Below are 23,456 nucleotides of genomic sequence, written 5' to 3'. Positions count from 1 at the left end.
CCCCGGTCTAAAGCAGGGTCGCCTTGACTCCCGGCGGCATCCCCTTGCGTTGCGGATTGGAGGCGAAGGCCTCCTCCAACGCCCGCCCCAGCTGGGCAAAAATCATCGGCCACCCCGCCTCGGGATCCGGGATGGTGGCAAAATGAATCATCAACGAGGCGCTCATGCCGCCCACCAACCCATCGAGAAAATCGTCCAGATCCTCGGAACGAATCCCTCCGGCCACCTCGCGACCGATCAGAAAACCCTCCCGCAACGCCGCATGATCCCCCACGAGGGGCACCAGAGAGAGAAATTTCCGTCCCTCGACGCTGATTCCGACCCGAATCGGCGCATGCAGATCCTCGGGCGTGCGCACGCTTGATCCCGCGCCGTTCACCCCGCTCTCCTCCATGCGGATCTTCAAGATCTCGAACAGAACCCGTCCGAGCACCAACGCGGTATCCTCGAGCACCACATGGCTGGAACTCAACGCCAGAGCCCGACACTCGACCCGCAACGAGAATCCGGCCCGATCCGCGAGCAACGCCAGCAGCGCCGGAAAGCCATCGACGCGGATCGAATCGGCCACCTCGAACCGAAACAGATGTTCCCCGACGCGGGTAAAATCCACGCTCAAACTCAAGGCGCTCTCGGCGGTCACGCGGATTGCCCGGCAGTGGCTGGCGGTTTTCTCTTCCAGCACGAAACGGCTCTCCACCGGTTTGGCCGCCGGCACGTCCGGGAGCGCGACCACCGGGATGACCGGCGGTTCCATCACCCGGCGCAGGGCGATTCCCAGGGTGCGGTAGATCCCCTCCCAGGCGTGATGGGGATCCTCGGCGGAACAAAGCCGCACCTGGATCCGCGCGCCCAGCCCCAACGCCAGCCCATTCATCAACTCCCACATCGGGCGACCCGAAGCCGCCTGCTCGCAGCGCAGCGCCAGAAACCAACCCGTATCCACCCCGCCGCCGGAGAGGAATTCCGCCCCATGGTCGGCGCTGTTCCAGTCGATCAGAATCTCGGCACTGCCATCGTCGATCATGCCGAGGGCGGCGGCTTGCGCGTTCCGACGCGGCAGCAGGGCCAGCTCGACCCCCAACAACCGCCCCAGCTCGAACCAGCGGTCGTTGTTCCAATCCAGACGGATCGCCACCCCGAGTCGCCAGGCGATGTGTTCCACCATGTGGCTGACGAAGTCATTCGGGGTGAGGATGCGCTTGGCGCGGATATCCCCGCCCGCCACGACCAGTTCCAGGGGTGTGAAGGCCGATTGAACCTGACGGGCCAGTCCAGAGGCGGCCAGCACCTCGAACGGGGTTCCGCCGGTGGCCACCGCGATCGTGTGGCATCCGGCGGCATGACCCGCCTCGAGCCCCAGCAGGGAGTCCTCGACCACCACCGCCTGGTCGAGCGTCACCCCCAGCAGGCGGGCAGCGTGCAGATACCCATCCGGAGCCGGTTTCTTGCGGAACCCCTCCAGGTCGTTGCCCACGGTCAGATCGAAGAAGGCCAGAATGCCGGAGCGTTCCAGAATCGCCCGCACATCGTTGCCGGTGTTGTTCGAAACCACCGCCATGCGCAGGCCGAGACGACGCGCTTCGGCCAGGATCTCGGCGATGCCGGGCAGAAGCTCGAACGGCGTGGTGACCCGTGCCTCCTCGTATCGGGCGAGAATCCCGGCTCGGGTCGCCTCATCGGCCCGAACCCCATGACGGGTGGTCAGTTCCGCGAAGATCTTCTCCCAGAAGGCCGGCGGATGGAGCGCGAAGATCGACTGGATGAAAGGGTCGTCGATCGCCTTGCCGGGTCCGAAGTGGGCTTCGATCAACTGGTTGCAGATCTTGAAATCCAACCCCAACGAGTCGATCAACACCCCGTCCATGTCCCACAGGATGGCGCGGGTGGCGGCTGGAACCAGCATCCGGTTGGCGATGCGGAGATGATCCGGCGCGACCCGGATGGACGTGGCGCGTTGTTCCTGTGTGTTCATGCGTGTTTTCAATCGCTAATCGTGCTCTTGATCGAGCGGATGGCTTCCATGTTGTCGAGCAGGGCATCGACGACCCTGGGATCGAAGTGCCGATCCCGTTCGCGAACGATGTGTTCCACGGCGTCGTCGATACTCCAGGGCTGTTTGTAGGGACGCCAGGAGGTCAAGGCGTCGAACACATCGGCCACCGCGCAGATACGGCTTTCGATGGGAATCGACTCCCCGGAGATCTGGTTGGGATAGCCCGAACCATCCCATTTTTCGTGGTGGGTCAGGGCAATGGTACGGGCGGTGACGAGTGGCTCCTCGCGATAGCCGGACAGGATGTTGCCACCGATGATGGCATGGGTCTTGATGATTTCGAACTCCTCCACCTCGAGACGGGCCGGTTTGAGCAGGATGTGATCCGGAATGCCGATCTTGCCGACATCGTGCATCGGCGTGGCATGCATGATCAGATCGCAATGGTGCTCGGAGAGTCCCATCACCCGCGCCAGAAGCGCCGAGATCTGACCGATGCGGATGACGTGACGACCGGTTTCGTTGTCGCGGTATTCGGCGGCGCGGCCCAGACAGCGGATCACCTCCAGGCGGGTTTCGTGGAGTTGACGGGTTCGCTCCTGGATTTTCTCCTCCATGCGTTTGTAGAGAATGCGCACCGAGAGCATGTTGCGGATGCGCGAGATCACCTCGGAGGGGTTGAAGGGTTTGTTCAGGAAGTCCTGGGCGCCGTGGGACAGGGCTTCGAGACGGGTGGTTTCTTCGGTGTTGGCGGTGATCACCAGAATCGGCAGATAGGGATCCTGGCCGATGCGCTCAAGGATTTTCATCACCTCGATGCCGGGCAGGTTGGGCATTTCCAGATCCAGAAGCATCAGATCGAACCGTTGCCGGCTCCAGAGTGCCTCGACCTCGCGGGGATCTTCGACGGTGGTGACGTTCACGTAGCCGTGTTGTTTGAGCAGACTCTTGAGAACGATCAGGTTGAGCTTCTGATCATCGACGATCAGAATGCTGGCTTGATGACGATCGGCATCCAGGCTGGAATCGAAGGCGTGGGACATGGTATCATTCACCTGGACGACGACGGCGTTGCGACTTGAATCAACAGACTCATTTCACCATTCTCCGTCACGAACTATAACGACCATCCGGCCCGGATTCAAGTTTTTCGCCTGTTTCTCCAAACCATTTTTCCAGGTGTTCCATGCGCATCGACCCCATGCGAATCGATTGGTTGCTCTCCGTTCGGGAACGACTGCCGCCATTTCTCGCCAGCCTGCGCCGTGGCGACCAGCCAGGAGCCTACAACCCCTGCCCGCACGGCTCGATTCTGGCCGGAGAACGGGCCGCGTTGGGTTTTTCCTGCTTTGCCAAAAAGATTCTCGATGCCCTGGGGCTCTGGGAGTCGCTGCCAGAAAGCGAACGCAACGCCTGGCTGGACTTCATCCGCGCCTATCAACGTCCGGATGGAACCTTCGTCGATCCCGCTCTGCTCGCCGGCATCGCGCGTCCGGTCCCGACCTGGCGGGCGCGGCTGAAACGACGCCTGAAGGGCCAGGCCATCCCGGATCCGATCACCGACGCCATCCTGGCCGAAACCAAACAGGCCATCGCCACGCTGGCCGCCTCCGGGCAGAGCCCACGTTATCCGTATGCCGGCTTTCCCCACGATGCGCTCGCCTTGGAAAATCGCTTGAAAAGCCTCGACTGGCACCATCCCTGGTCCGCCGGGGCCAAAACCGCCATCCTCGCGCTCTTCGTGCAAAGTCAGGGACCGCTGCTCCCCGAGGTGGATGCGCCCTTGTTGCGCCAGACCCTGATCCGTTTTCTGGCCAGCAAGGCCGATCCGGAGAGCGGCGCCTATTTCGCCCCACCCACCCCGCCGGCTCGGGGACAGTTGATCAACGGCGCCATGAAGGTGCTCAACGCCCTGGAGTGGCTGGAAGAGCCGATCCACCATCCAGAACGGCTCATCGACACCTGTCTGTTGCAGGGGCCGCCGCCCGCCGGCTGTCATGTGGTGGACTGGATCTACGTGTTGCATCGCGCCGCGCGTCAGACCGGGCACAGACGCGCGGAGATCGAGGGTCACCTCGTCGAGATCATGGATCGGATCCGTCTCCATCAGGCTGCGGATGGGGGGTTCTCCTATCTCCCTGGCCAGGCGCAGAGCGGCTATTATGGGGCCACCATCTCCCGTGGTCTGAACGAGGGGGATATTCACGGCACCTGTCTTTTGACCTGGGGATTGGCCATGTGCGTCGAACTGCTGGCGTGGGATCTGCCTGGCTGGAAGCCGTTCCGGGCATGAACGGGGCGGACATCGCTGCCGAACCGCCCCCGAGGGTGACGGTCTTGACCAGCGTGTACAACGGCGCCCCGCATCTGGACGCGGCGATTGAAAGCATCCTGGCACAGACCTGGAGGGATTTCGAATTCCTGCTGATCGACGACGCCTCGACGGACGCTTCACCGAGGATTCTCGCCGCCTGGGCCGGGCGTGATCCACGCATCCGTCTGGTGCGCAATGCGGAAAATCTGGGTCTGACCCGCTCGTTGAACAAGGGGATCGCCCTGGCACGGGGTGTTTGGATCGCCCGTCAGGATGCGGACGATCGATCGTTGCCCGAACGGCTGGAACGGCAACTGCGCTTTCTGGAGTCCCATCCGGAGGTGGGGTTGCTGGGCAGTGCCGCCTGGATTCTCAAAGAAAACGGCCAACGCGACTCCATCCCCAGAGGCGTGCCGTCCCGTCACCCGGCCATTGCCTGGCATCTGTTGTTCGCCAATCCGTTTTTTCACGCCTCGGTGATGGTTCGGCGTGCGTTGCTCCTGGCCAACCCGTATGACGAATCCGTCCGTCACGGCCAGGATTTCGAGCTGTGGGGCCGTCTGGTCTTCAAAACCCGCGCCGCCAATCTGGCAGAACCCCTCATCGAGCTGCGCCATCACGACGCGCGCATCAGCGTCCGTCAGCATGCAAGTCAACAGGCGACAGGCATGGGGATTGTTCAGGGACGGTTGAAAAAGCTCTGTCCGGATCTGAGTTGGGACGAGGCGCGTGTCACGGCGGTGCGCCGGTTGATCCACACCGAGTGGCCGAAGGCGGGGGAGACGGCGGGGGTCTATTTTGTGTGGTTATGTTTGCTGGAGCATTTTGAGCGAAGCATGGCCCACGATCCGGAACGATCGGAGCTTGAGCAGGTGCAAGCGCGGGTTTTGCGTCGTTGCTGGCGGGCCTTGATCGGCATGCATGGTTTGGCGGACCGCTTGCGCCTGTTGCGCGAGATGGTGCGTGTAGCAGGATGGCAGAATGCGTTCACGATTCTGATTCAACTGGCGTTGGCGCGGTTCAAACCGCACCAACTGTGAGGCATAATCCTTTACCATGGAACTCCCGAGGGGGGCTCCTCCCATCATGCAAATTACCGTTGAAAAAAAAGAGAGCGTCTGGGAGCTTCCTCTCCCAGACACTCTCTTTTTTTTCACAGTTGAAGACAATCGATTCCAAGCGAATCGCCCATCCCCCCTTCATCTCTCCCCTACCCCCTACGGCGCATCGAAACGCAACGCCTGCACCCGGTTGCGCCCCGCCGACTTGGCGGCATACAACTGCTCATCCGCCAAGGCCACCACATGCAACGGCGAACGCCCGGCAATGCAACGCACCGTCACCACCCCGAGACTGGTGGTCACCACCTTGGCCGCCGACGACTTGACGTGCGGAATCCTCAACCCCTGAATGCCGGCACGCAACTTCTCCGCCATCACCACCGCCCCATCATGACTGGTCTCGGGTAACAGACAGACGAACTCCTCCCCGCCGTAACGCGCGCCCAAATCCGCAACACGGGTCAAGGTCTGCAACACCACCCCACCCACCTGACGCAGACAATCATCCCCGGCCAGATGGCCATACGTGTCGTTGAACGCCTTGAAATGGTCTAAATCGAACAAAATCAACGACAACAAACCCCGCGAACGGGCCAAACGCTGATGCTCCTTCTCGAGCGCCCCATCGAAATGACGCCGGTTGGAAAGCCCGGTCAACCCGTCGGTGATGGCCAGCCGCATCAATTGGTCGCGGGCGTTCTTCAACTCGATCTGATTGCGCACCCGCGCCTTGACCACCGGAGGAGAGACCGGCTTGGTGATGTAGTCCATGGCGCCCAACTCCAAACCGCGCGCCTCGTCGTTCACATCGCTCATCGCGGTGACGAAAATGACCGGAATGTTCGCCGTGTCACGCTCCTCCTTGAGTCGCGCACACACCTCATGACCGTCCATGCCCGGCATCTTTACATCCAGCAAAATCAAATCAGGCTGGGCAGTCTTCGCCAACTCCATCGCTTTCTTGCCATCGGTGGCAAAAAGAATCTCGTAGCGCTCCTCGAGAATGTCGGTCAACACCGCAATGTTGATCGACTCGTCATCCACGATCAGAATCGTTCCAGGTTGTTCCAGACTCATCGTGACTGCTCCTCAACCCCTTGCAAATGCACCATGATTCGATTCAACGCTTGGCTTGCCGCCTCGAAATCCAACCGCTCCACGCCGGATTCCATGGCCCCGAGCGCCTCCTCGCAACCACTGCCCACCAACAACTCGCTCCAGCGGGGAAACCGCTTGCGGATCGACATGCTGTTGCGCTCCAACAACACACGCAACTCACCAGCCATGACCTGAATCTCCTCCCAGGGCAACGTGTGCGACATCATGACGGGAGCCGAACGGACAACCGGCTCCGGAGCCATCCCGGCGATCGCCCGCAGGGTCTCTTCCATCGCGGTCCGCAACGGCGCAAACAACCCCTCGATGGTCCCCTGATCGGCCCCTTCCCGCAACGCCAACTCCATTTCACGGGCGGCGACATGCACACTCTCCGCCCCCAGCGTCGCCGCCACCCCCTTCAAACCATGCACCAGTTGGGATGCCTCCTTCAACCCGCGGGCATCCAACAACGCCCGCAAGCGCGTCATACCGTCGCTGTTCTGTTCCGCAAAACTGCGCAACAAACGACGCAGCAACAACGGCTTGCCATTCACCCGCGTCAAGGCGGATTCCAGATCAAAAGCCGGCCCCAGATCCGGCAACACCTCGCGCTCGACCACCAACGGACGGCGGGTGATCACCGGTTCCTCGGCCTCCCGCGCCTTGATCCAGCGTCCCAGCACCGCCCCCAGCACCGCCGGATCGATGGGCTTGGCAACATGATCCACCATGCCCGCCGCAAAACACAACTGGCGTTGACTTTCCATGGCATGGGCGGTCATGGCGATCACCGGCGGCGATCCGTCGCCCAGGGCCGCGCGAATGCGCCGCGTTGCCTCCAGACCATCCATCTCCGGCATCTGCACATCCATCAACACCGCCTCGTAAACGGCGGGACGGGCCAAAACCGCCTCGACCGCCAACCGTCCGGTACCCACGACATCCACCAGAATCCCCATGTCGCCAAGCAGTTCTTCGGCCACCTGCTGGTTGATCTCGTTGTCCTCGGCCAACAACACCCGCGCTCCGCGAATCCGCATGCCAGGCAGCGTCACCGCCAACTCTCCGGTGGAACCATCCACGATGGATCCGTTCTCCGCGCTTCGAAACACCGAGACAATGGCATCGAACAACATCGAAGCCCCAACCGGCTTCATCAGGCAGGCGCGCGCCCCCTCGCGTTCGGCGCGCGACAACACCTCCTCGTCACCGAAGGCGGTCACCAGAAAAATGGTCGGCGACGCCTCGAAACGGGGCAAGGCGCGAATGCGGCGCAAAGTCTCCACCCCGTCGAGTTCCGGCATCTGCCAATCCATCAACACCAGATCGCACGGTTCACCCTGATCGGCCATGCGCTCCAATTGCGCCAGAGCCTCGATGCCGTCCGCGGCCTGGGTCACCCGCATCGACCAGTGGTGGAGCAATTCGGTCATGATCTCACGGGCCGACGGGTTGTCATCCACCACCAGGGCATGGAGGTTGCTCAGATCCCACCACACCTCGCGCGATTGATACCCCTCGATGAGCGATTCAGGCGCCCGTCCGAACCGCCCGATGAAGGTAAACGTGCTCCCCTCGCCCAAACGACTCTCCACCGAGATGGTTCCGCCCATCAACGTGGCCAGGCGATTGCTGATCGCCAATCCCAGTCCGGTACCGCCGAAGCGACGCGTCATCGACATGTCGGCCTGGGAGAAGGATTGGAACAGACGGGCCATCTGCTCTTCGCTCATGCCGATGCCGGTATCGCGGATGGCGATCGAGAGAGTCAGCCAATCCTCCAGGCTCTCCAGCACCGTCACCGAGACCATCACCTCGCCGTGCTCGGTGAACTTCACCGCGTTGTTCACCAGATTCAGAACGATCTGTCCCAAACGGGTCGGGTCGCCCACCAGGTCCATGGGCAACGACGGCGGCACCGAAAACAACAGCTCGATCCCCTTCTCCGCAGCTCGCAAGGCGATCACATTGGCGATGCCATCCAGAACCTGCCCGAGGTGGAAGGGAATGTGCTCCAGGGAGAGCTTGCCGGCCTCGATCTTGGAAAAATCCAGAATGTCGTTCAACACCCCCAGCAGCGACATGGCCGCGTTGCGGATCTTGTGCAGATAGTCCCTCTGCCGAGGTGGCGGGTCGCCGCGCAGGGCAAGATGACTCAACCCGATCACCGCGTTCATCGGCGTGCGGATCTCGTGGCTCATGTTGGCCAGAAACTCACTCTTGGCGCGGGTCGCCTCCTCGGCGGCCAGACGCGCCGCCTCCATCGCCCGCGCCGCCTCCTTGCGCTCCGTCACATCCACCAGCAGTCCGACGAAATTCTTCACCGCGCCATGATCGTCGCGAATCGCGCTCACCACCAAATCGACCCAGATGATCCCTCCGCCATTGACCAGGCACCGTTTTTCAAGACGGTAATTGTCGCGTTCACCGTTCAGGATCTCCTGAATGAACCCGATCTCCGCCTGCACATCATCCTTGTAGGTAAAACGGGCAAAACTGGATCCCGTCAGTTCTGATTCCGGATAACCCAGAAGCTGCTGAAAGCTGTCATTGAAATGCAACAGGTTACCATGGGCGTCCGCAAAGGCGATGCCGGCATTGGCCTGCTCGAAAATGCTCCGAAAACGCATCTCCGAGTTGCGACGCGCCTGTTCGATCAAAACCTGAGTTGTTATATCCTGCACCGTACCCAAGGCCATCCTGGCCACGCCATGGGGGTCGAAGGTGATTTCCGCCTGCTCGCGCACCCATTTGATCTCTCCATCCAGGGCAAGACGATGAATGATATCATAGGGAGCCCCCTGCAACGCCGCCTGCCAGGCCCCGTCCACATCCACCCGGTCGTCTTCGGGAATACGCGACAGAAACAGCGCATAGGTGATCGGCGTGCCCGCCGGCAAACCGAAAATCCGATAGCTCTCCTCAGACCAGACCAACTCGCCGTCGTCCAGATCCAGATGCCAGCTTCCCACCTTGGCCACGGACTGGGCGCGTCGCAAGGTCTGCTCGCTCTTGGCCAGGGCCTGTTCGATGCGCATCCGCTCGGTGATGTCGCTGACGATGCCGTTCCACATGGCATCCCCATTCCGCAGGGCCTTGCCGGTGGATTCGATCCGCAGCCAGCGGATCTCGTCGCCGATGGTGAAGCGTCCTTTCCACAAGAACGCCTTCAAGGTGAGCGCCGCCTCCTGGTTGGCCTCCAGAAAGGAGACGCGATCCTCGGGATGGACCAGGGAGAAGGGGCGGGAGGGATTGGTGAGGATCTCGCCGGGTTCCAGACGAAACATGGCACAGAAGCGGGCGCTGACGTATTCGAATCGTTTGCCCCCTTCCGCACTCACGCGGAATTGATACACCCCGATCGGGATGCGTTCGATCAGATCGTTGTACTGCTCCTTGCTGAGTTGCAGCTCCTGGGTACGCGCCGCGACCCGTTGTTCCAGCCCCAGATTCTGCTCGGCGATACGCGCGTGACTCTCATGCACCTGGTGCATGAGCTGGTTGAACACCTGGCGCAGCGTGACGAACTCGGCGATATCCCGTGATCCATCGGATTCGATGGTCTGGCCCTGTTCGGTGACGTTGGCCACCTGACGGGTAAAGCGCATCAGGGGACGCACCACCAGGGAGCGGGTCAACAACCACTGGGTCACCAGCAGCAGAATCAGCAGTCCGACCACCGAAACCGCGACCTGACGCATGGTTTTCTGCAAATCCGCCAGAACCTTGGCATGATTCGAGGCGATGACCAGCTCCCCAAGGGGGCGCCCCGGATCGGCATCGCGCCGCAAACTCCGATGCACGGTCAGGTCCGGATCGGGTTTATCCTCGCCATCCCGACTCCAGACCGCGTTCATCTCTCCCTTGAGATCGCGGATCTGAACATGAACCACCACCGGATGGGTACCGATGCCGGCGGCCTGGGCTTGCAACAGATGCTGTTGATAGTCCCAAATCGCCGACGCCGCCCCGTTTGCGGAGATGTCGGCCAGAGTCTTCAGCGTCTCCAGAGTGGCATTGCGCGCATCCCGATAGGCCATTCCCAACTGTAAACCGACCAGGGCCAGCGCGAACAGCAGATAGGCCAGCAACAGCTTGCGCAAAAGAACCTTGGAAAGCGTCGCGTTGCCACCATGCTCCGGAACCACGACCCGTTTCCAACCAAAGGATGCGCCCATCGATCACCCCAGCCGAATTCATTCAGACAACATCGCATCCGCATCCTTGGCCGGGAGATATTTCAAGAAGATCGTGCGCAACACACCCTCCCGTTTCATCTCTTCCATCAAGGCACGCCACTGTTCGACATCCATGGCATCATACCGGATCCGGGACAGCACCAGACCATGGGATTGCCCCTTCTCTTCGGGTGACCAGTCCTGCACCTCCACCAGATCGTCCATGGCCAGATCGCGCAGATATTTCCGGTACACCGGTGGTTGGGCGAACACCACATCCACCCGATGGCTCTGGAGTTTTCGAAAGATCGATTCCGCCTCCGGCGTCTCCTGGACACGATCGGCCAGTCGCAGTTGATCCAACCACGGATCGTGCGTCCCGCCATATTTCAAGGAGCTGACCACCCCGATCTGCAACCGGGTTTGATGCAGGAACTCCCGGGCGCTCTGCACCCGGCTTGCCACGTCGTTGTGGACGATCGCATAGGTCTTCATGCGCATGTAGTCGAGAAACCAGAACAACGTGTCCCGCTCGGCGGTTTTCAGCCCGGAGACGCTCATGTCCAGATCGCCCGAGGCCAGATCGGCCCAGATGCGTGCCCGTGTCATCACCTGGATTGCGAACCGGCAGCCACTCCGATTGCGCAACTCCTCGACGATATCCTGGTTGATTCCGACCCCTTTGTCGTACAAAAAGCCGTTTTCGTAGAATCCCATACGGATCGGTCGATCGCCACACTTCACCGGATCGGCCCAGGCACCGGTCCCGGCCAGCAGACCGAGGAGCGGGCCAAGCAGCAGGGCCAGGACACGATTGCGAGCCATCATGGATCAACCTCTCCCCTGCGGTGTCACGGTTTCCTGGTTACAAGGCCCATGATAGACCAGAATATAAACCATCACACGGATTTATTATATATATAATACAGATTGACACAATCAATAACACCCGATTGGACGATCCATTTTATGCCGTTATTGTAAACCTGACAACCTGAATCGACCAAAGCCGATACCGTGAAACGCCCGCCAGGGAGGTCCACGATCGGGGGAGGGGGTTCTCCCCCATCATGCAGGTTCCAGGGGCGCATGGCCTTTGACAGGAGAGACTTGGGCGGATCGACAGGGAGATTGATCGCCGGAGTCGTTGGCGTGTGATGGGGAATTCTGGACAGATCCCATGCGCGGCACCTGCCGAGATCCTGGCGTCCCCATGCGGGCAACGCCAGGATTTGGAGTGTTGTAACGTGCATGATGGGAGGTTGACCGTCAACGCGACACGCTTGAACGCGATGCTCTTGACGGTCACCCCTGATCAAACCACCTCAGCCCAGGGAGACCGGACGCAGGGAAGCCAAGGAGGCGTTGATCTTCTCTTCGGGATAGGCATAATCCTCCAGATCACCGGCAAAATAGCGATCGTAGGCCGCCATGTCGAAGTGACCATGACCCGAGAGGGTGAAGAAAATGGTCTTCGCCTCGCCGGTCTGCTTGCAGGCGAGCGCTTCGTCGATGGCGACACGCACCGCATGGTTGGCCTCCGGTGCGGGCAGGATCCCCTCGGAGCGGGCAAACAGCACGCCGGCCTGGAAGGTAGCCAGTTGCGGCACGCCCACCGCCTCGATCAATCCGAGGTGGACCAGATGGGAGACCAGGGGCGAATCGCCGTGATAACGCAGACCACCGGCATGGATCCCCGGCGGGATGAAATCGTGGCCCAGGGAGTACATGGGCAGCAGCGGGGTCAACTTGGCGGTATCGCCGTGATCGTAGGCGTAACGGCCCTTGGTCAAGGTCGGGCAGGAGTCCGGCTCCACGGCCACCAGGCGGACCTGCTTGCCTGCGGCCTTGTCCATCAAGAACGGGAAGGCGGTGCCGCCGAAGTTCGATCCACCGCCGCAGCAGCCGATCACCACATCCGGGAACTCATGGATCTTCTTGAACTGCTCCCGCGCCTCCAGGCCGATGACGGTCTGATGCAGCACCACATGGTTGAGCACCGAACCCAGGGCATAGTGGGTATCCTCGCGGCTGGCGGCATCCTCGACCGCTTCGGAGATGGCCAGACCCAACGAGCCGGGGGTGTTCGGATCCAGGGCCAGGGCGGCGCGACCGCTTTGGGTCATGTTGGTGGGGCTGGCGAACACCTCGGCGCCCCAGGTCTCCATCATCGAACGGCGGAAGGGTTTTTGCTGATAGCTCACCTTCACCATGTAGACCCGCACGGTCAGGCCGAACATCGCGCCAGCCAGCGCGATCGACGAGCCCCACTGTCCGGCGCCGGTTTCGGTGGTCAGGCGGCGGCAGCCTTCTTTCTGGTTGTAATAGGCCTGGGCCACGGCGGTGTTGGGCTTGTGGGATCCGGCGGGGCTCACCCCCTCGTATTTGTAGTAGATCTTGGCCGGCGTGCCGAGGGCTTGTTCGAGTTGACGGGCGCGAAACATCGGCGAGGGACGCCACATGCGGTAGATATCCCGCACCGGCTCCGGGATCGGAATCCAGCGCTCGGTGGAGACCTCTTGTTCGATGAGCGCCATGGGAAAGAGCGGCGTCAGGGCTTCGGGACCGATCGGGTTGCCATCCGGCCCGAGCGGCGGCGGCAGCGGAACCGGCAGATCGGCGGCCACGTTGTACCACTGTTTCGGGATTTCCGACTCATCGAGCAGAATCTTGACATCACCCATGGCAATTCACCCTCTGTAAGCAACAAAAATTAATGACGAATGAAGTCCCCACCCCGGCGGAAGAGTACTCCGCGCGCCCCCGCGATGCAACCGTGGGTGATTTTCAAGGTTTGAAAATCGCCGCCAGAAAGGTGCTCAGCTCCTGCCATGATTTCTGATCCGCCTCGGCGTGATAGGCGATCGGGAGTTTGAATTGGGCGCCGAGTTTCGTGGCATCGGGATTGGTGAAGGCGTGGGTCACCCCCGGATAACCGACGAACCGCATGTCGGCTCCGAGATCCTTCATCTCCGCTCGAAAGGCCTCGACCTTGGCCGGCGGAATCATCGGGTCGTCATCCCCGTGCAAAACCAGAATCCTGGCCTTCACCGCGCCTGGTTTGGCTGGCGCGATCGGATCCAGGCCGCCGTGAAAGCTCGCCACCCCTTTCAGCGGCACGCCCTGGCGCGCCATATTGAGCACCATGCCACCCCCGAAACAGTAGCCGATGGCCGCGATGCGGGTTCCGTCCACCTTGGGTTGTTGGGCCAGAAAGGCCATGGCCGCCTCGAAACGGGCCTGGGCGGTCGGAAAGTCCTTGAAAAGCGCGGAGGAGAACCCCTTGGCGTCATCCGGATGTTCTGCGGTCTTGCCATCGCCATACATGTCCACGGCCAGGGCGGCGTAGCCCATCTCGGCCAGCATGCGCGCCCGTTTGCGGGCGTATTCGTTGTGTCCCCACCACTCATGCACCACCAGCACGCCGGGCAGTTTGCCGGCGCGGGATTCGTCGATGGCCAGGTAGCCTTTCAGGGTCACGCCCTGGGCCGCGTAGCTGACCGGTTGGCCGGCAATCCTGCTTTCGGCTTGCGTCTCGCCGGTGAAGCCGGCGAACAGGAGCAGCATCAACAAAGAGAGAAACGCTCGCATGTGTCACCTCATGATCCAATCGAATCAACCGACCCCGGCCAACTACGCCCTGCGCGAAAAACTCCCCGGCACCACCGGCCCATCCACCTCTCCGTCCACCCTGGTCCCCCGCGCCGGCTTGGGCTCGAACTTCATGCACGGCGAACCGGAACTGCGCAACACCTCCTGCCAGGGCCACAACGCGGTCTTGAACCCCATGGCCCGACAGCCGCGCGGGTGATCGGCTTCCCAGGTGATCCGAAAATGACGGCAACGCAGACAGTCCACCGGTTGCCCGACATGATGCCCCGAATCGTCCATGGCAGGACTATGACTCCTCACGATCGGAATTCAGTGCTTCCAGAACCGATGCGAGAATAGCATCAAAATGGTGAAGATCTCCAGGCGTCCAACGATCATCATCGACGCCAGAATGATTTTTCCGAAAGCCGGGACATGGGCAAAGTTGTCCATGGCCCCGACCGTGTTGAAACCTGGCCCGACATTGGCCCAGGCGGTCAAGGATGCCCCCATCGCGGAGAGCAGATCCAAGCCAAGCGCATTCAACAAAATCCCCCCGAACAACACATACCCCATGGCCAAAATGAACAGGGCCACGGCATTCTCGAGAATTTCGCGCGGAATCGGCTGATGGTCGATCTTCGGGACCACCACCTGGTTGGGCTGCAACAGACGCATGGTGACGCTCGGAATGGTCTTGAGCAACACCACCACACGCACCACCTTGAGACCACCACCGGTGGAGCCGGACATGCCGCCCACCACCATCACCAGACCCAGCATCATTTGCAACACCGGCGGCCAAAGCTCCCAGTCGGTGCTGGAAAAACCGGTGGTGGTCATGATGCTCACCACCTGGAACAACGCATGGCGCACCACATCTTCAAGGCTCCAGATCGGGTTCCAGCCGATCAACTTGGCCACCAGGAAGGAGGTGACCAGCCCGATGATCACCAGATAGCCGATCAACTCCTCATAGGTGAACGCCTTCCAGTCCCGATACGCGATCACCCGATAGTGGATCAGAAAGTTCATGCCTCCCATACCCATGATCACGATCGACCACCACTGGGCGGCATCGGAAAAATGCCCCATGCTCAGATTCTTGGTGGAAAACCCCCCCGTGGCAATGGCCGCGAACGAATGGTTCACCGCGTCGAGCCAGGTCATGCCACAAAACCAGTAACCCACCACGCCCACCACGGTGAACAGGGTATAGACTCCCCACAAGGCGCGCGCGGTCGAGGCCAGCCGCGGGGTCATGCGGTCCTTGGTGGGACCGGGCACCTCGGCCTTCATGAGCTGGGTGCCGCCCACCCCCAAAAACGGCAGAATGGCGATGGCCATCAGGATCATCCCCATGCCGCCCAGCCAATGGGTGGTGCTGCGCCAGAGCAGAATCCCCTGCGGCCACACCTCGATGTCGGTCAAGGTGGAGGAACCGGTGGTGGTGAACCCGGAGGCGGTTTCGAAAAAGGCCGAGGACCAGTCCAACCCTTCCGGATGGAACACATACGGCAACCCCCCGAAAAAGGCGGCCAGAAACCAACCGAGACTGGTGATCAGAAAACCATCGCGCGGCGTGAGTTCCGGGCGGGCCTTGCGGGTGACGAACAGTCCGATCGCCACCGCGACCGAGGAGACCGCGATCGATTGGATGAGCGCCATGGGATCCTCGCCCAGATACAAGGCAAGGAGCAACGGAAAAATCTCGAACCCGGTGATCAGGGCGATCAGCAGGCTCAACACGCGCAGATCGAACAGGAGGTTCATTTGCGTCCCAAATAGTCGTCGATATGCTGGAAGGAGCCCGGATAGGTGATCAAGAGGACATGATCACCTGGATTGAGCACCAGGTTGCCGTTGGGAACGGCCATCTGCCCCTTCTTGATCACCGCGGCCACGATCAAGGTTCTGGGCAGGCCCAAATCCTTGATCGGCTTGCCGAGCATGCGTGAATGTTCCTGAATTTCGACGTACACCGCGTCCAGCCGGCCATTGAGCATCATCGCGGCATCGATGACCTTGCCATGGCTGAGAAAACGCAGGATCTTGCCCACCGCAGCCAGCTTGGGACTCACCACCGCGTCGATCCCCAGCGAGGGGGCCATGGTGAGATAGGCTTCGTTGTCCATCAGGGCGATGGAACGGCGCGCGCCGAACTTGCGCGCCAGAAGGCAAAGAACCAGATTGACCTCCTGCTGGCCGGTCACGGCAATGAAGGTCGAGGTGCCCTGGGCGATCTTCTGGATGGTTTCCGGATCCGTGGCGTCGGAATGCAGCACCGCGGTCTCCTCGAGGTTGGCCGCCAACTCCTGACATCGCTCCAGCCGTTTTTCCAGAATGAAGACCGGAATCCCCTCCTTTTCGATGCGCGCGGCGATCTGTTCGGCCTTCCAGCCGCCGCCGGCGATGACGATCTTGCGATTCTGCACCGGACGACGACCCAGCAGGGTGATGATCTTGGCGAGTTCGGTGCGGGCGCCGGTGGTGATGAATACCCGATCCGTCACGTTCAGGATCGTGCGTCCGTTCGGGATCACCACCTCGCCCCCCTTGTCCACGGCCACGATCAGGGCCCCGACCTTGGAAAGCTCGGCGATCTCCATCAGCGGTCGCCCGATCAACGGACTCTCCTCGCCGAGCCGGAAGCCGGCGATGCTGATCGACCCGTTGTCGAACGGCACCACCTCGAAGGCCTGATCGACCTGCAACAGGTCGAGCACGTTCTCCACCGCCGCGTATTCGGGACTGAAGATGGTGGCGCCACCCAGGCTGTCGCCGCGCACAAGGGCCGGATTGTCCAGGAATTGCTTTTTGCGCACCCGCGCGATGATCCGCGCCGACGGATTGACCGCCCGCGCCATCAGGGTGATGATGATGTTGCTTTCATCCGAATTGGTGACCGCCAGGATGATGTTGGCCTTGTCCAGGCCCGAGGCGAGCAGAAAGGCGCCGTCCGAGGTGTCGCCGTGAACGGCTTGCAGGTCCATGGTCTCCTGCAAATGGCGGATCACGCCCAAATCGTTGTCGATGATGACCACGCCGTGGCCTTCACCGGTGAGACTCTTGGCAAGGGTGATGCCCACCACCCCCGCGCCGACGATCATGATTTCCATGCTCAACCAACCAACCGATCTAGCGTGCATGAAAACGGATGAAAAAACGCCGCTTCCCGTCGTGAAACGCCCTCACGGCGCTTCACGAGGAAAAATTCATGCAACCACGTCTATGGAAGGGCGTTCCGGATCGGATTGGGGATCCCTGGAAACGCCACCGCTCTTGGCCTGCTGCAAAAACAAGGTGTTCACCGCGCGTTGGTTGAGACTCACCTTGCCCTGCCGGGCCAAAAGAAGACGTTCCTGGATGGTTGGTTTGTGGCGAGGTTGTGGCAGGGACTCATCGCCCCCTTCGGGTTCCTCCTCCTCGGATTCGTGCCGACGACGGGCATTGCGACTTTTGGCGTTCTGTTTGACGGTTTCGACGTTGCGCGCTTCCAGCCGCTCCGAATTGTTCGTGCGGATATCATGGGGCACCTTCACGAGGTTGGACTGCTCCAACATCGGATTGCTTGTCCCCAAGAGGTTGATGGCTGGTATGGCGTTGAACATGTCACACCCGATTCAATCCAAAAGAACGTCTTTTGTTCCATGCCTAAAGATCATCGACAAAACCCGACAAACTTCCACTCACGCATCTTATCGGCCTTGCTGCCTGGCAAGTCAACCCATTTTCGCGCTTGCGACCCTCTTTTCCCTCCCTGATCCGTTTTCATGGCGCGTTCATCTCACCAGGTTCAACAGGGTCTGGTTCATCTGATCCAGCCTCTGCACCAGGATTTCGATCAATTGATCCTTGATCTTGTGCTGCATCTGGGAATCCAGATCGCGCATCGTATCGCTGGTGATGGTGAAGCAGATCATCTTTTCGTTGGCGACCACGTTGGTGGTGCGTGGACGCTGGGTGAGAAAGGAGATCTCCCCGAACACCGTGCCTGGTTCCAGAAAGGTGATCACCCGATCCGGATGGGACTTCTTGGTGACATTCGCCGTGCCTTTCAGGATGATGAACAGCGAATTATCCTCCGCGTCCTCGCGAATCAGGTACTCCCCGGCCTCATAGGTCTCGAAGTAGCAATCCAGGCCCATGAGCTGCTCCTTCTCCTCATCGGTGAAGGACCAGAAAAAGGGGATATTGTCGAGCAAACGTTGCATGATCATGCGTTCACCTGTTGTCCTGGTTGAAAAACCATGTATCACTCAAAAGGTTTATAGCAGGACTTGATCATCTTGCGCCGTTTCCTGATCAAGACCTTATCAAATCCTGCTTTCAAACGATAGGGAGGGTCTGCTTTCTTGATGAAATCTTGATATGCCCCCCTCACCCCCCGACCTGAAGCTCCCGAACGGGCCTGCCACGGTCAGGATTCAGGCGATCCAGCCTCCACCCAAAACCCGGTCGTCGTCATAAAAAACACACGCCTGTCCAGGCGCGACCGCCCGTTGCGGAGAATCGAAGCTCACCCGCGCCCGCGTGGCGGAGAGGGGTTCCAGCCGGGCCGGTCGCGGCGGGGTGGCGTGGCGGAGCTGGGCCAGGATCGGCATGGAATCTTGCAACGGCCAAGGATCGAGCCAGTGCAGCCCTTCCACCTCCAGGGAGTCCCGGGACAGGGCCTCGGCGGGTCCGACCACCAGACGGTTCGCGTCCGGCTCGATGGCGAGCACATGCAACGGATGGCCGACCGCCACCCCCAGCCCATGCCGCTGTCCGATGGTGTAGTTCCCGACGCCCCGATGGGTGCCCAGCACCCGGCCCAGCGCATCCACGACCGGTCCGGGCTTCAGGCTCTCCTCCCGGCCCATGCGCTTGAAAAACGCCGCATAATCCCCATCCGGCACGAAACAGACATCCATGCTCTCGCGTTTTTCGGCCAGATGCAGACCAAACCCCTCGGCCAGACGCCGGGTCTCCTCCTTGCTCATCCCGCCCAGAGGAAAACGGATCCGGGACAGATCCTCGATCCGGGTGGCAAAAAGAAAATAGGATTGATCCTTTTTCGGATCCTTGCCGCGCAGCAGCCACGGCACCCCAGCGACATGCTCGATGCGGGCATAGTGGCCGGTGGCCAGGAATTCGGCATCGAGTGCCATGGCCTTGTCGAGCAGCAACCGGAATTTGAGAAGCTGATTGCAGCGGATGCAGGGGTTGGGGGTTCGTCCGTGGGCGTAGGCGGCGAGAAAATCCTCCACCACCGCCTCCCGGAACGACGCCTCCAGATCCAGGGCGTAGAAGGGGATTCCCAGGGTTTGGGCCACGCGGCGGGCATCGTGGAGATCCTCCGGGGCGCAGCAGGTGCGCCCCTGACCAGGCAGGGTCTGTCCATGATCCCACAAACGCATGGTCAGGCCGATCACCTCCCACCCCTGAGAGAGCAACAGGGCTGCCGCAGTCGCGGAATCGACCCCGCCGGAGAGGGCCACCGCCGCCCGACGGCGCGACGTGGCGGGAAGGGATGCCGGGAATCCGGACTCCGTGCGGACGGTCATGGAACGATGCTCGCCGACTCGCGCATCACCCGCCTCACGGTTCCAGCAACTGTTCGCGGAACAGATCCAACCAGGCGGGCAGACGCCCCGCCTCGCCGGCGGTCGGTTTCACCCCTCCCTTCTTTCCCTCCTCGATCGCCAGGGCGCACCGTCCCATGGGCAGATCGGGAGGACGTTTGACGCTCGAGGCATCACCGACCCGCCGGAACTCCAGACGCATCTCCACGCGCCGGCTCTCCTCGGGACTCGACTTGATGGCCGTGACCGACGCCCCGTCGATGATCAACAACTCCTGCAAGCGCCGCAATTTCTCCGGGGGCAGATCCACGGAGAGCAGCGCGCACAACACCGACTGGGCCCGCTTGAGGCTCAAGTCCACGTTGTACAGATAACTCCCCGCCGCATCGGTGTACCCCTCGATGTGGACCCGTTCCATCCACAACTCGCCCTCGGCCCCGGCACGGGCCTCCAGAAGAACCGGCACGAAAGCGCGCAACGTCTCCACCGCCTCGGGGGTGAGTTGATAACTGTTGAAGGCGAACCGGGCCTTGTCGCCGAAATTGATCGAGTGATCCTCATGGTTGACGCGCAGATCCAGACCCGCCTCCTCGGCCATGAGATCGAGCTGGGTAAGGATCATGCGGATATCCCCGGCGCGCTGACGCTTCTCCACCATGGGACGCGAGGCGATCGCCACCATGGAGATGCTCATGACCACCAGAAACAGCATCACCAACGCGGTCATCAGATCGGCGTAGCTGATCCAGAACGGATTGCCCGGCCCCTCATCGACCCCGGATCGACGCCCTTGTCGGATTGACACCATCATGGCGCGACCTCACCTCTCATTCCCGTCCGATGAACGGCGCGGAGGCAGCCAGAAACCGCTCCCGCGCCAGACGAAACGTCTGGATCACCCCCTCCAGCCGGGCCGCGTGCCACCCCTCGAGCCAACCGGAGAGGCGCGCGTCGTGGGGGTGACCCGCCAGGGCGGCACGCCAGCCCCGTCCACGCACCTCCAGATCCCGCCACATCCGGGTCGCCCCGGCCAATTCGCCCAGCGCCGCGCAATAACCACCCGCCTTGCGCTCCGCGAACAATCCACCAAACCAAATCACCGCCTGCTCCAGCGCCAGCAGGGAGTCCGCGAATTCGCGGGTCGGCTCGAGCAGACCGATGCCGAACTCCCCCTCGCTCTTGACCACCCCGCGCCAGGCCCGATGCAATCCCCGCATCAGCTCGCGGGCCATCCCCTCGACCGGAAGTTCCAACCGTCCGGCGTGGGCCGCGTCGCTCTCCACCGCCGCGGCCCGCACCCCCTCCGAGCCATGCAGCCAGATGGCCATCCCCAACACCAGCCGGGCGAAACGCACCGATCCCATCGCCTGCCGGGCCCGTTGCAACGCCCGCTCCAGGTCGCTCTCCGCACCCTGGATCAACGAGGAGAAGGGCTCGGGTTGGGTGATGAAGATCGACTGGGCGCGCAACTGCTCGAGCAGACCGGCACGCTCCCGACAGACATCCAGTTCCGTGCGCGCCCATGCCAACTCCGCCAGCATCTCCCGCTGCCAGACGAGCGGCAGGAACTCCCCCCACCAGGTGACCAGAAACCCCAGACCACCCAATGCCTCGGACAGATGACCCGCGGCCCGCGCGGCCCGCGCTCCGGATCCGGCGTGCAGGGGTGCCAGTTGTTCCTCCACCCCCACCAGTCGCTCCCACCCCAGACGGGTCAGCCCATCGATCGACCGCTCGCCGGACAGAGCCGTTCCAGCCACGCTCTCCGGCACCGCGACCCGTCCCGGATCCAAACGCGCCACCCCCCGCTCGAAAGCGGAAAAAGGCTCCAGACCCGCCTCGCCGTGACGCGCCAGGGCCAGCGCGGTCTGAAGAGAACGCCCGGTCACCCCGGACTCGCTCTCCAGCACCACCTCGTGCCAACGCTCCTCGCCCCACGACCCGCTGGTCAGACCACGCACCTCCCTCAACACGATCCGCGTGCCGTCCGGATACTCCAGACGCCAACGCTCCTCGCGGCTCGCCACGGTGAAACAGGAGACGAGTCCCTTGCCCTTCACACCCTCCAGAAGCATCTCCGGCACCTGCCGTTTCAGCTCGCTCCAATCGGGACGGTCGCCATCCCCGCACCCCCACTCCCGCGCCCGTTCCTGGTCGGGATGCGCGAAACGGACCCCGGCCATCCATTTCCCGCCCAACCGCCAGGCCGTCAACCGCACCCCCCGGCTGGTCAAACGCAAGTCCGGGGTATCGAACAGGCTCTCCACCCGTTCCACCACCCGCGCCTTGCCGGAGACCGCCGCGCGCACCACCGGATGATCGACCAGGGAGGTCGTCCGACCGGCACCGTTCACCCGCAAGCGTATCGTTTCGAAGTTCATCGCCGCCACCCGCCGTCACTTGACCCGCAACCGGCGCCGCAACGTATCCAACCGCTCGCCGAGCATCTCGATGAAGATGCTCTGCTCACGACCCAACGAGGTCACCACCCCCTCGAGCAGCTGACCAAGCTCGGTCAGGTGGCTCTCCATGTGGCGCGTGGACTCCTCGTTCTTGTGATACAGACCATCGCGCAGCTGCACCAGATCCCGCTCCAACCCTTTGCCCAACGAGTCGATCACCCCGATCACCCCCTGATGACGTTCGTCGAAATGGCTGCGCACCTCCATCAACCGTCGCGCCAACTCCCGGCTCTCCTCGACCGTGGAGCGGGATGCCTCGGCCACCCAGGTCTGCAACGACTGCTCCATCGCCGCCCGTTCGGCCTCCAGACGACCGCGCATCTCGGCCAACTCCCCGGCCACCCCGCCAAAGGCGCTCTCCATCCGCGCGGCGATGCCATCCACCACCTCGCGCGCCATCTCCTCCCGCGAACGTGCCAACGCCTCGCCCGAAACGCGCAGATGCGAGGCCAGCAGCTTGACGGTCTCGTCCAGCTCCTCCAGCACCGCCACCTTCACCCCCTCGGCCTGCTCGGCGGTCTGGCTCAACAACCGCTCGACCAGCACGCTCTCCCGATCCCCCTCCTGCTGGGAGCGTTCGTCGGCCAGGGTGTGCAACGCGCTCTTGACCTCCTCGGAGACCCCGCGCGCCAGGGATTGCAACTTTTCCTCGCCACCCAGGGTGTTCGAGGTCAACCACTCGCGGGTCTGCGAGGTCAACTGACCGGCGGACTCGCGGATCTGCCGACGCATCCGCTCCATCTCGCGACCCATCTCCCCGAACAGCAGCGCCATCCCCTCCTCGCCGGACGAGGATACCCGCTCCACCTTGAGCAGCAACTCGCGCAACAATCCATCCGACTGGCTCGCCGCCTGCGAGACCCGCGCCACGATGTCGTCGATCCCCTCGCGCCACCCGCCGCGCAGCGCATCCAGACGCTGCCCAACCCCTTCGAGCAGCCGCTCCAACCCGGCGTCCGCGTCGCGCATCGTCTCCATGACCTGCAAGCCGCCGTCGATCCGGCCCGCGATCGCACCCTGACCCGCGCGGATCTCCTCCATGACCTGCAAACCGCCGTCGATCCGGCCCGCGATCGCACCCTGACCCGCGCGGATCTCCTCCATGACCTGCAAGCCGCCGTCGATCCGGCCCGCGACCGCACCCTGACCGGCGCGGATCTCCTCCATGACCTGCAAACCGCCGTCGATCCGG

18 protein-coding genes are annotated in these 23,456 nt (G+C 62.2%); 3 read left to right on the top strand and 15 right to left on the bottom strand.

Annotation, left to right across the window (positions count from 1 at the left end; genetic code table 11):
- Nucleotides 1-7 precede the first annotated feature (7 nt).
- Complete coding sequence (locus tag ACV4UY_RS06740; protein ID WP_491606848.1) at nt 8-1,975, bottom strand: HAD-IA family hydrolase; 1,968 nt, start codon at nt 1,973-1,975, stop codon at nt 8-10.
- 8 nt (nt 1,976-1,983) lie between these two features.
- A complete protein-coding gene (locus ACV4UY_RS06735; protein ID WP_491606847.1) occupies nt 1,984-3,039 on the bottom strand; it encodes an HD-GYP domain-containing protein in 1,056 nt (351 codons plus the stop codon).
- Between the two features lie 143 nt (nt 3,040-3,182).
- On the opposite strand from ACV4UY_RS06735, the gene ACV4UY_RS06730 reads away from it, so the two are divergent.
- Entirely contained in the window at nt 3,183-4,289 is a 1,107-nt protein-coding gene (locus ACV4UY_RS06730) for a hypothetical protein (RefSeq protein ID WP_491606846.1), read from the top strand.
- Nucleotides 4,286-5,350 (top strand): glycosyltransferase family 2 protein, encoded by a 1,065-nt coding sequence (locus ACV4UY_RS06725; protein WP_491606845.1) that lies wholly within the window; start codon nt 4,286-4,288, stop codon nt 5,348-5,350. The genes ACV4UY_RS06730 and ACV4UY_RS06725 overlap by 4 nt, the downstream gene beginning before the upstream one ends.
- Before the next feature lie 177 nt (nt 5,351-5,527).
- Here the strand turns inward: ACV4UY_RS06725 and ACV4UY_RS06720 are convergent, their stop codons facing one another.
- From ACV4UY_RS06720 to ACV4UY_RS06700, 5 genes are all read right to left on the bottom strand, one after another.
- Nucleotides 5,528-6,448 (bottom strand): diguanylate cyclase, encoded by a 921-nt coding sequence (locus tag ACV4UY_RS06720; RefSeq protein WP_491606844.1) that lies wholly within the window; start codon nt 6,446-6,448, stop codon nt 5,528-5,530.
- Nucleotides 6,445-10,647 carry a response regulator gene (locus ACV4UY_RS06715; protein WP_491606843.1) on the bottom strand — a complete coding sequence of 1,401 codons (4,203 nt, stop codon included), beginning with the start codon at nt 10,645-10,647 and terminating at the stop codon, nt 6,445-6,447. The genes ACV4UY_RS06720 and ACV4UY_RS06715 overlap by 4 nt, the downstream gene beginning before the upstream one ends.
- An 18-nt stretch (nt 10,648-10,665) precedes the next feature.
- Complete coding sequence (locus tag ACV4UY_RS06710) at nt 10,666-11,475, bottom strand: substrate-binding periplasmic protein (RefSeq protein WP_491606842.1); 810 nt, start codon at nt 11,473-11,475, stop codon at nt 10,666-10,668.
- A gap of 497 nt (nt 11,476-11,972) precedes the next feature.
- Nucleotides 11,973-13,331, bottom strand: a complete 1,359-nt coding sequence (locus ACV4UY_RS06705; protein WP_491606841.1) for a TrpB-like pyridoxal phosphate-dependent enzyme — start codon at nt 13,329-13,331, stop codon at nt 11,973-11,975.
- A 103-nt stretch (nt 13,332-13,434) separates the two neighbouring features.
- A complete protein-coding gene (locus ACV4UY_RS06700; protein WP_491606840.1) occupies nt 13,435-14,238 on the bottom strand; it encodes a dienelactone hydrolase family protein in 804 nt (267 codons plus the stop codon).
- A 10-nt stretch (nt 14,239-14,248) separates the two neighbouring features.
- Here ACV4UY_RS06700 and ACV4UY_RS06695 point away from each other — a divergent pair, with 10 nt between their 5' ends.
- The gene (locus tag ACV4UY_RS06695; protein WP_491606839.1) at nt 14,249-14,458 is read left to right on the top strand and encodes a hypothetical protein; all 210 of its coding nucleotides are present in this window, start codon (nt 14,249-14,251) and stop codon (nt 14,456-14,458) included.
- A gap of 110 nt (nt 14,459-14,568) precedes the next feature.
- Here the strand turns inward: ACV4UY_RS06695 and ACV4UY_RS06690 are convergent, their stop codons facing one another.
- The 8 genes from ACV4UY_RS06690 to ACV4UY_RS06655 all read right to left on the bottom strand — a co-directional run.
- Nucleotides 14,569-16,011 carry a TrkH family potassium uptake protein gene (locus ACV4UY_RS06690; RefSeq protein WP_491606838.1) on the bottom strand — a complete coding sequence of 481 codons (1,443 nt, stop codon included), beginning with the start codon at nt 16,009-16,011 and terminating at the stop codon, nt 14,569-14,571.
- Nucleotides 16,008-17,357 carry a Trk system potassium transporter TrkA gene (gene trkA / locus ACV4UY_RS06685; RefSeq protein WP_491606837.1) on the bottom strand — a complete coding sequence of 450 codons (1,350 nt, stop codon included), beginning with the start codon at nt 17,355-17,357 and terminating at the stop codon, nt 16,008-16,010. Before trkA ends, ACV4UY_RS06690 begins: the two co-directional genes overlap by 4 nt.
- A gap of 96 nt (nt 17,358-17,453) precedes the next feature.
- Nucleotides 17,454-17,780 carry a hypothetical protein gene (locus ACV4UY_RS06680; protein ID WP_491606836.1) on the bottom strand — a complete coding sequence of 109 codons (327 nt, stop codon included), beginning with the start codon at nt 17,778-17,780 and terminating at the stop codon, nt 17,454-17,456.
- 240 nt (nt 17,781-18,020) lie between these two features.
- A complete protein-coding gene (locus ACV4UY_RS06675) occupies nt 18,021-18,458 on the bottom strand; it encodes a Crp/Fnr family transcriptional regulator (RefSeq protein WP_491606835.1) in 438 nt (145 codons plus the stop codon).
- Nucleotides 18,459-18,665: 207 nt separating this feature from the next.
- On the bottom strand, nt 18,666-19,784 hold the full coding sequence (mnmA, locus tag ACV4UY_RS06670) for a tRNA 2-thiouridine(34) synthase MnmA (RefSeq protein WP_491606834.1): 1,119 nt from the start codon (nt 19,782-19,784) through the stop codon (nt 18,666-18,668).
- A gap of 34 nt (nt 19,785-19,818) precedes the next feature.
- Nucleotides 19,819-20,613, bottom strand: a complete 795-nt coding sequence (locus tag ACV4UY_RS06665; protein WP_491606833.1) for an OmpA/MotB family protein — start codon at nt 20,611-20,613, stop codon at nt 19,819-19,821.
- 16 nt (nt 20,614-20,629) lie between these two features.
- A complete protein-coding gene (locus tag ACV4UY_RS06660; RefSeq protein WP_491606832.1) occupies nt 20,630-22,183 on the bottom strand; it encodes a CYTH domain-containing protein in 1,554 nt (517 codons plus the stop codon).
- 15 nt (nt 22,184-22,198) lie between these two features.
- Nucleotides 22,199-23,456 (bottom strand): hypothetical protein (locus ACV4UY_RS06655; RefSeq protein ID WP_491606831.1); only part of this gene is annotated, 1,258 nt, incomplete at its 5' end.

The organism is Candidatus Magnetaquiglobus sp. (genome assembly GCF_058402785.1).
Note: the sequence above shows the minus strand (reverse complement) of the source record. Positions and strands in the feature narration are given on the sequence as shown.

Coding starts and splice junctions, on each gene's coding strand:
- ACV4UY_RS06740 (WP_491606848.1), bottom strand. CDS start 1,975: ATGAACACACAGGAACAACGCGCCACGTCCATCCGGGTCGCGCCGGAT.
- ACV4UY_RS06735 (WP_491606847.1), bottom strand. CDS start 3,039: ATGTCCCACGCCTTCGATTCCAGCCTGGATGCCGATCGTCATCAAGCC.
- ACV4UY_RS06730 (WP_491606846.1), top strand. CDS start 3,183: ATGCGCATCGACCCCATGCGAATCGATTGGTTGCTCTCCGTTCGGGAA.
- ACV4UY_RS06725 (WP_491606845.1), top strand. CDS start 4,286: ATGAACGGGGCGGACATCGCTGCCGAACCGCCCCCGAGGGTGACGGTC.
- ACV4UY_RS06720 (WP_491606844.1), bottom strand. CDS start 6,448: ATGAGTCTGGAACAACCTGGAACGATTCTGATCGTGGATGACGAGTCG.
- ACV4UY_RS06715 (WP_491606843.1), bottom strand. CDS start 10,647: ATGGGCGCATCCTTTGGTTGGAAACGGGTCGTGGTTCCGGAGCATGGT.
- ACV4UY_RS06710 (WP_491606842.1), bottom strand. CDS start 11,475: ATGATGGCTCGCAATCGTGTCCTGGCCCTGCTGCTTGGCCCGCTCCTC.
- ACV4UY_RS06705 (WP_491606841.1), bottom strand. CDS start 13,331: ATGGGTGATGTCAAGATTCTGCTCGATGAGTCGGAAATCCCGAAACAG.
- ACV4UY_RS06700 (WP_491606840.1), bottom strand. CDS start 14,238: ATGCGAGCGTTTCTCTCTTTGTTGATGCTGCTCCTGTTCGCCGGCTTC.
- ACV4UY_RS06695 (WP_491606839.1), top strand. CDS start 14,249: ATGATCCAATCGAATCAACCGACCCCGGCCAACTACGCCCTGCGCGAA.
- ACV4UY_RS06690 (WP_491606838.1), bottom strand. CDS start 16,011: ATGAACCTCCTGTTCGATCTGCGCGTGTTGAGCCTGCTGATCGCCCTG.
- trkA (WP_491606837.1), bottom strand. CDS start 17,357: ATGGAAATCATGATCGTCGGCGCGGGGGTGGTGGGCATCACCCTTGCC.
- ACV4UY_RS06675 (WP_491606835.1), bottom strand. CDS start 18,458: ATGATCATGCAACGTTTGCTCGACAATATCCCCTTTTTCTGGTCCTTC.
- mnmA (WP_491606834.1), bottom strand. CDS start 19,784: ATGACCGTCCGCACGGAGTCCGGATTCCCGGCATCCCTTCCCGCCACG.
- ACV4UY_RS06665 (WP_491606833.1), bottom strand. CDS start 20,613: ATGATGGTGTCAATCCGACAAGGGCGTCGATCCGGGGTCGATGAGGGG.
- ACV4UY_RS06660 (WP_491606832.1), bottom strand. CDS start 22,183: ATGAACTTCGAAACGATACGCTTGCGGGTGAACGGTGCCGGTCGGACG.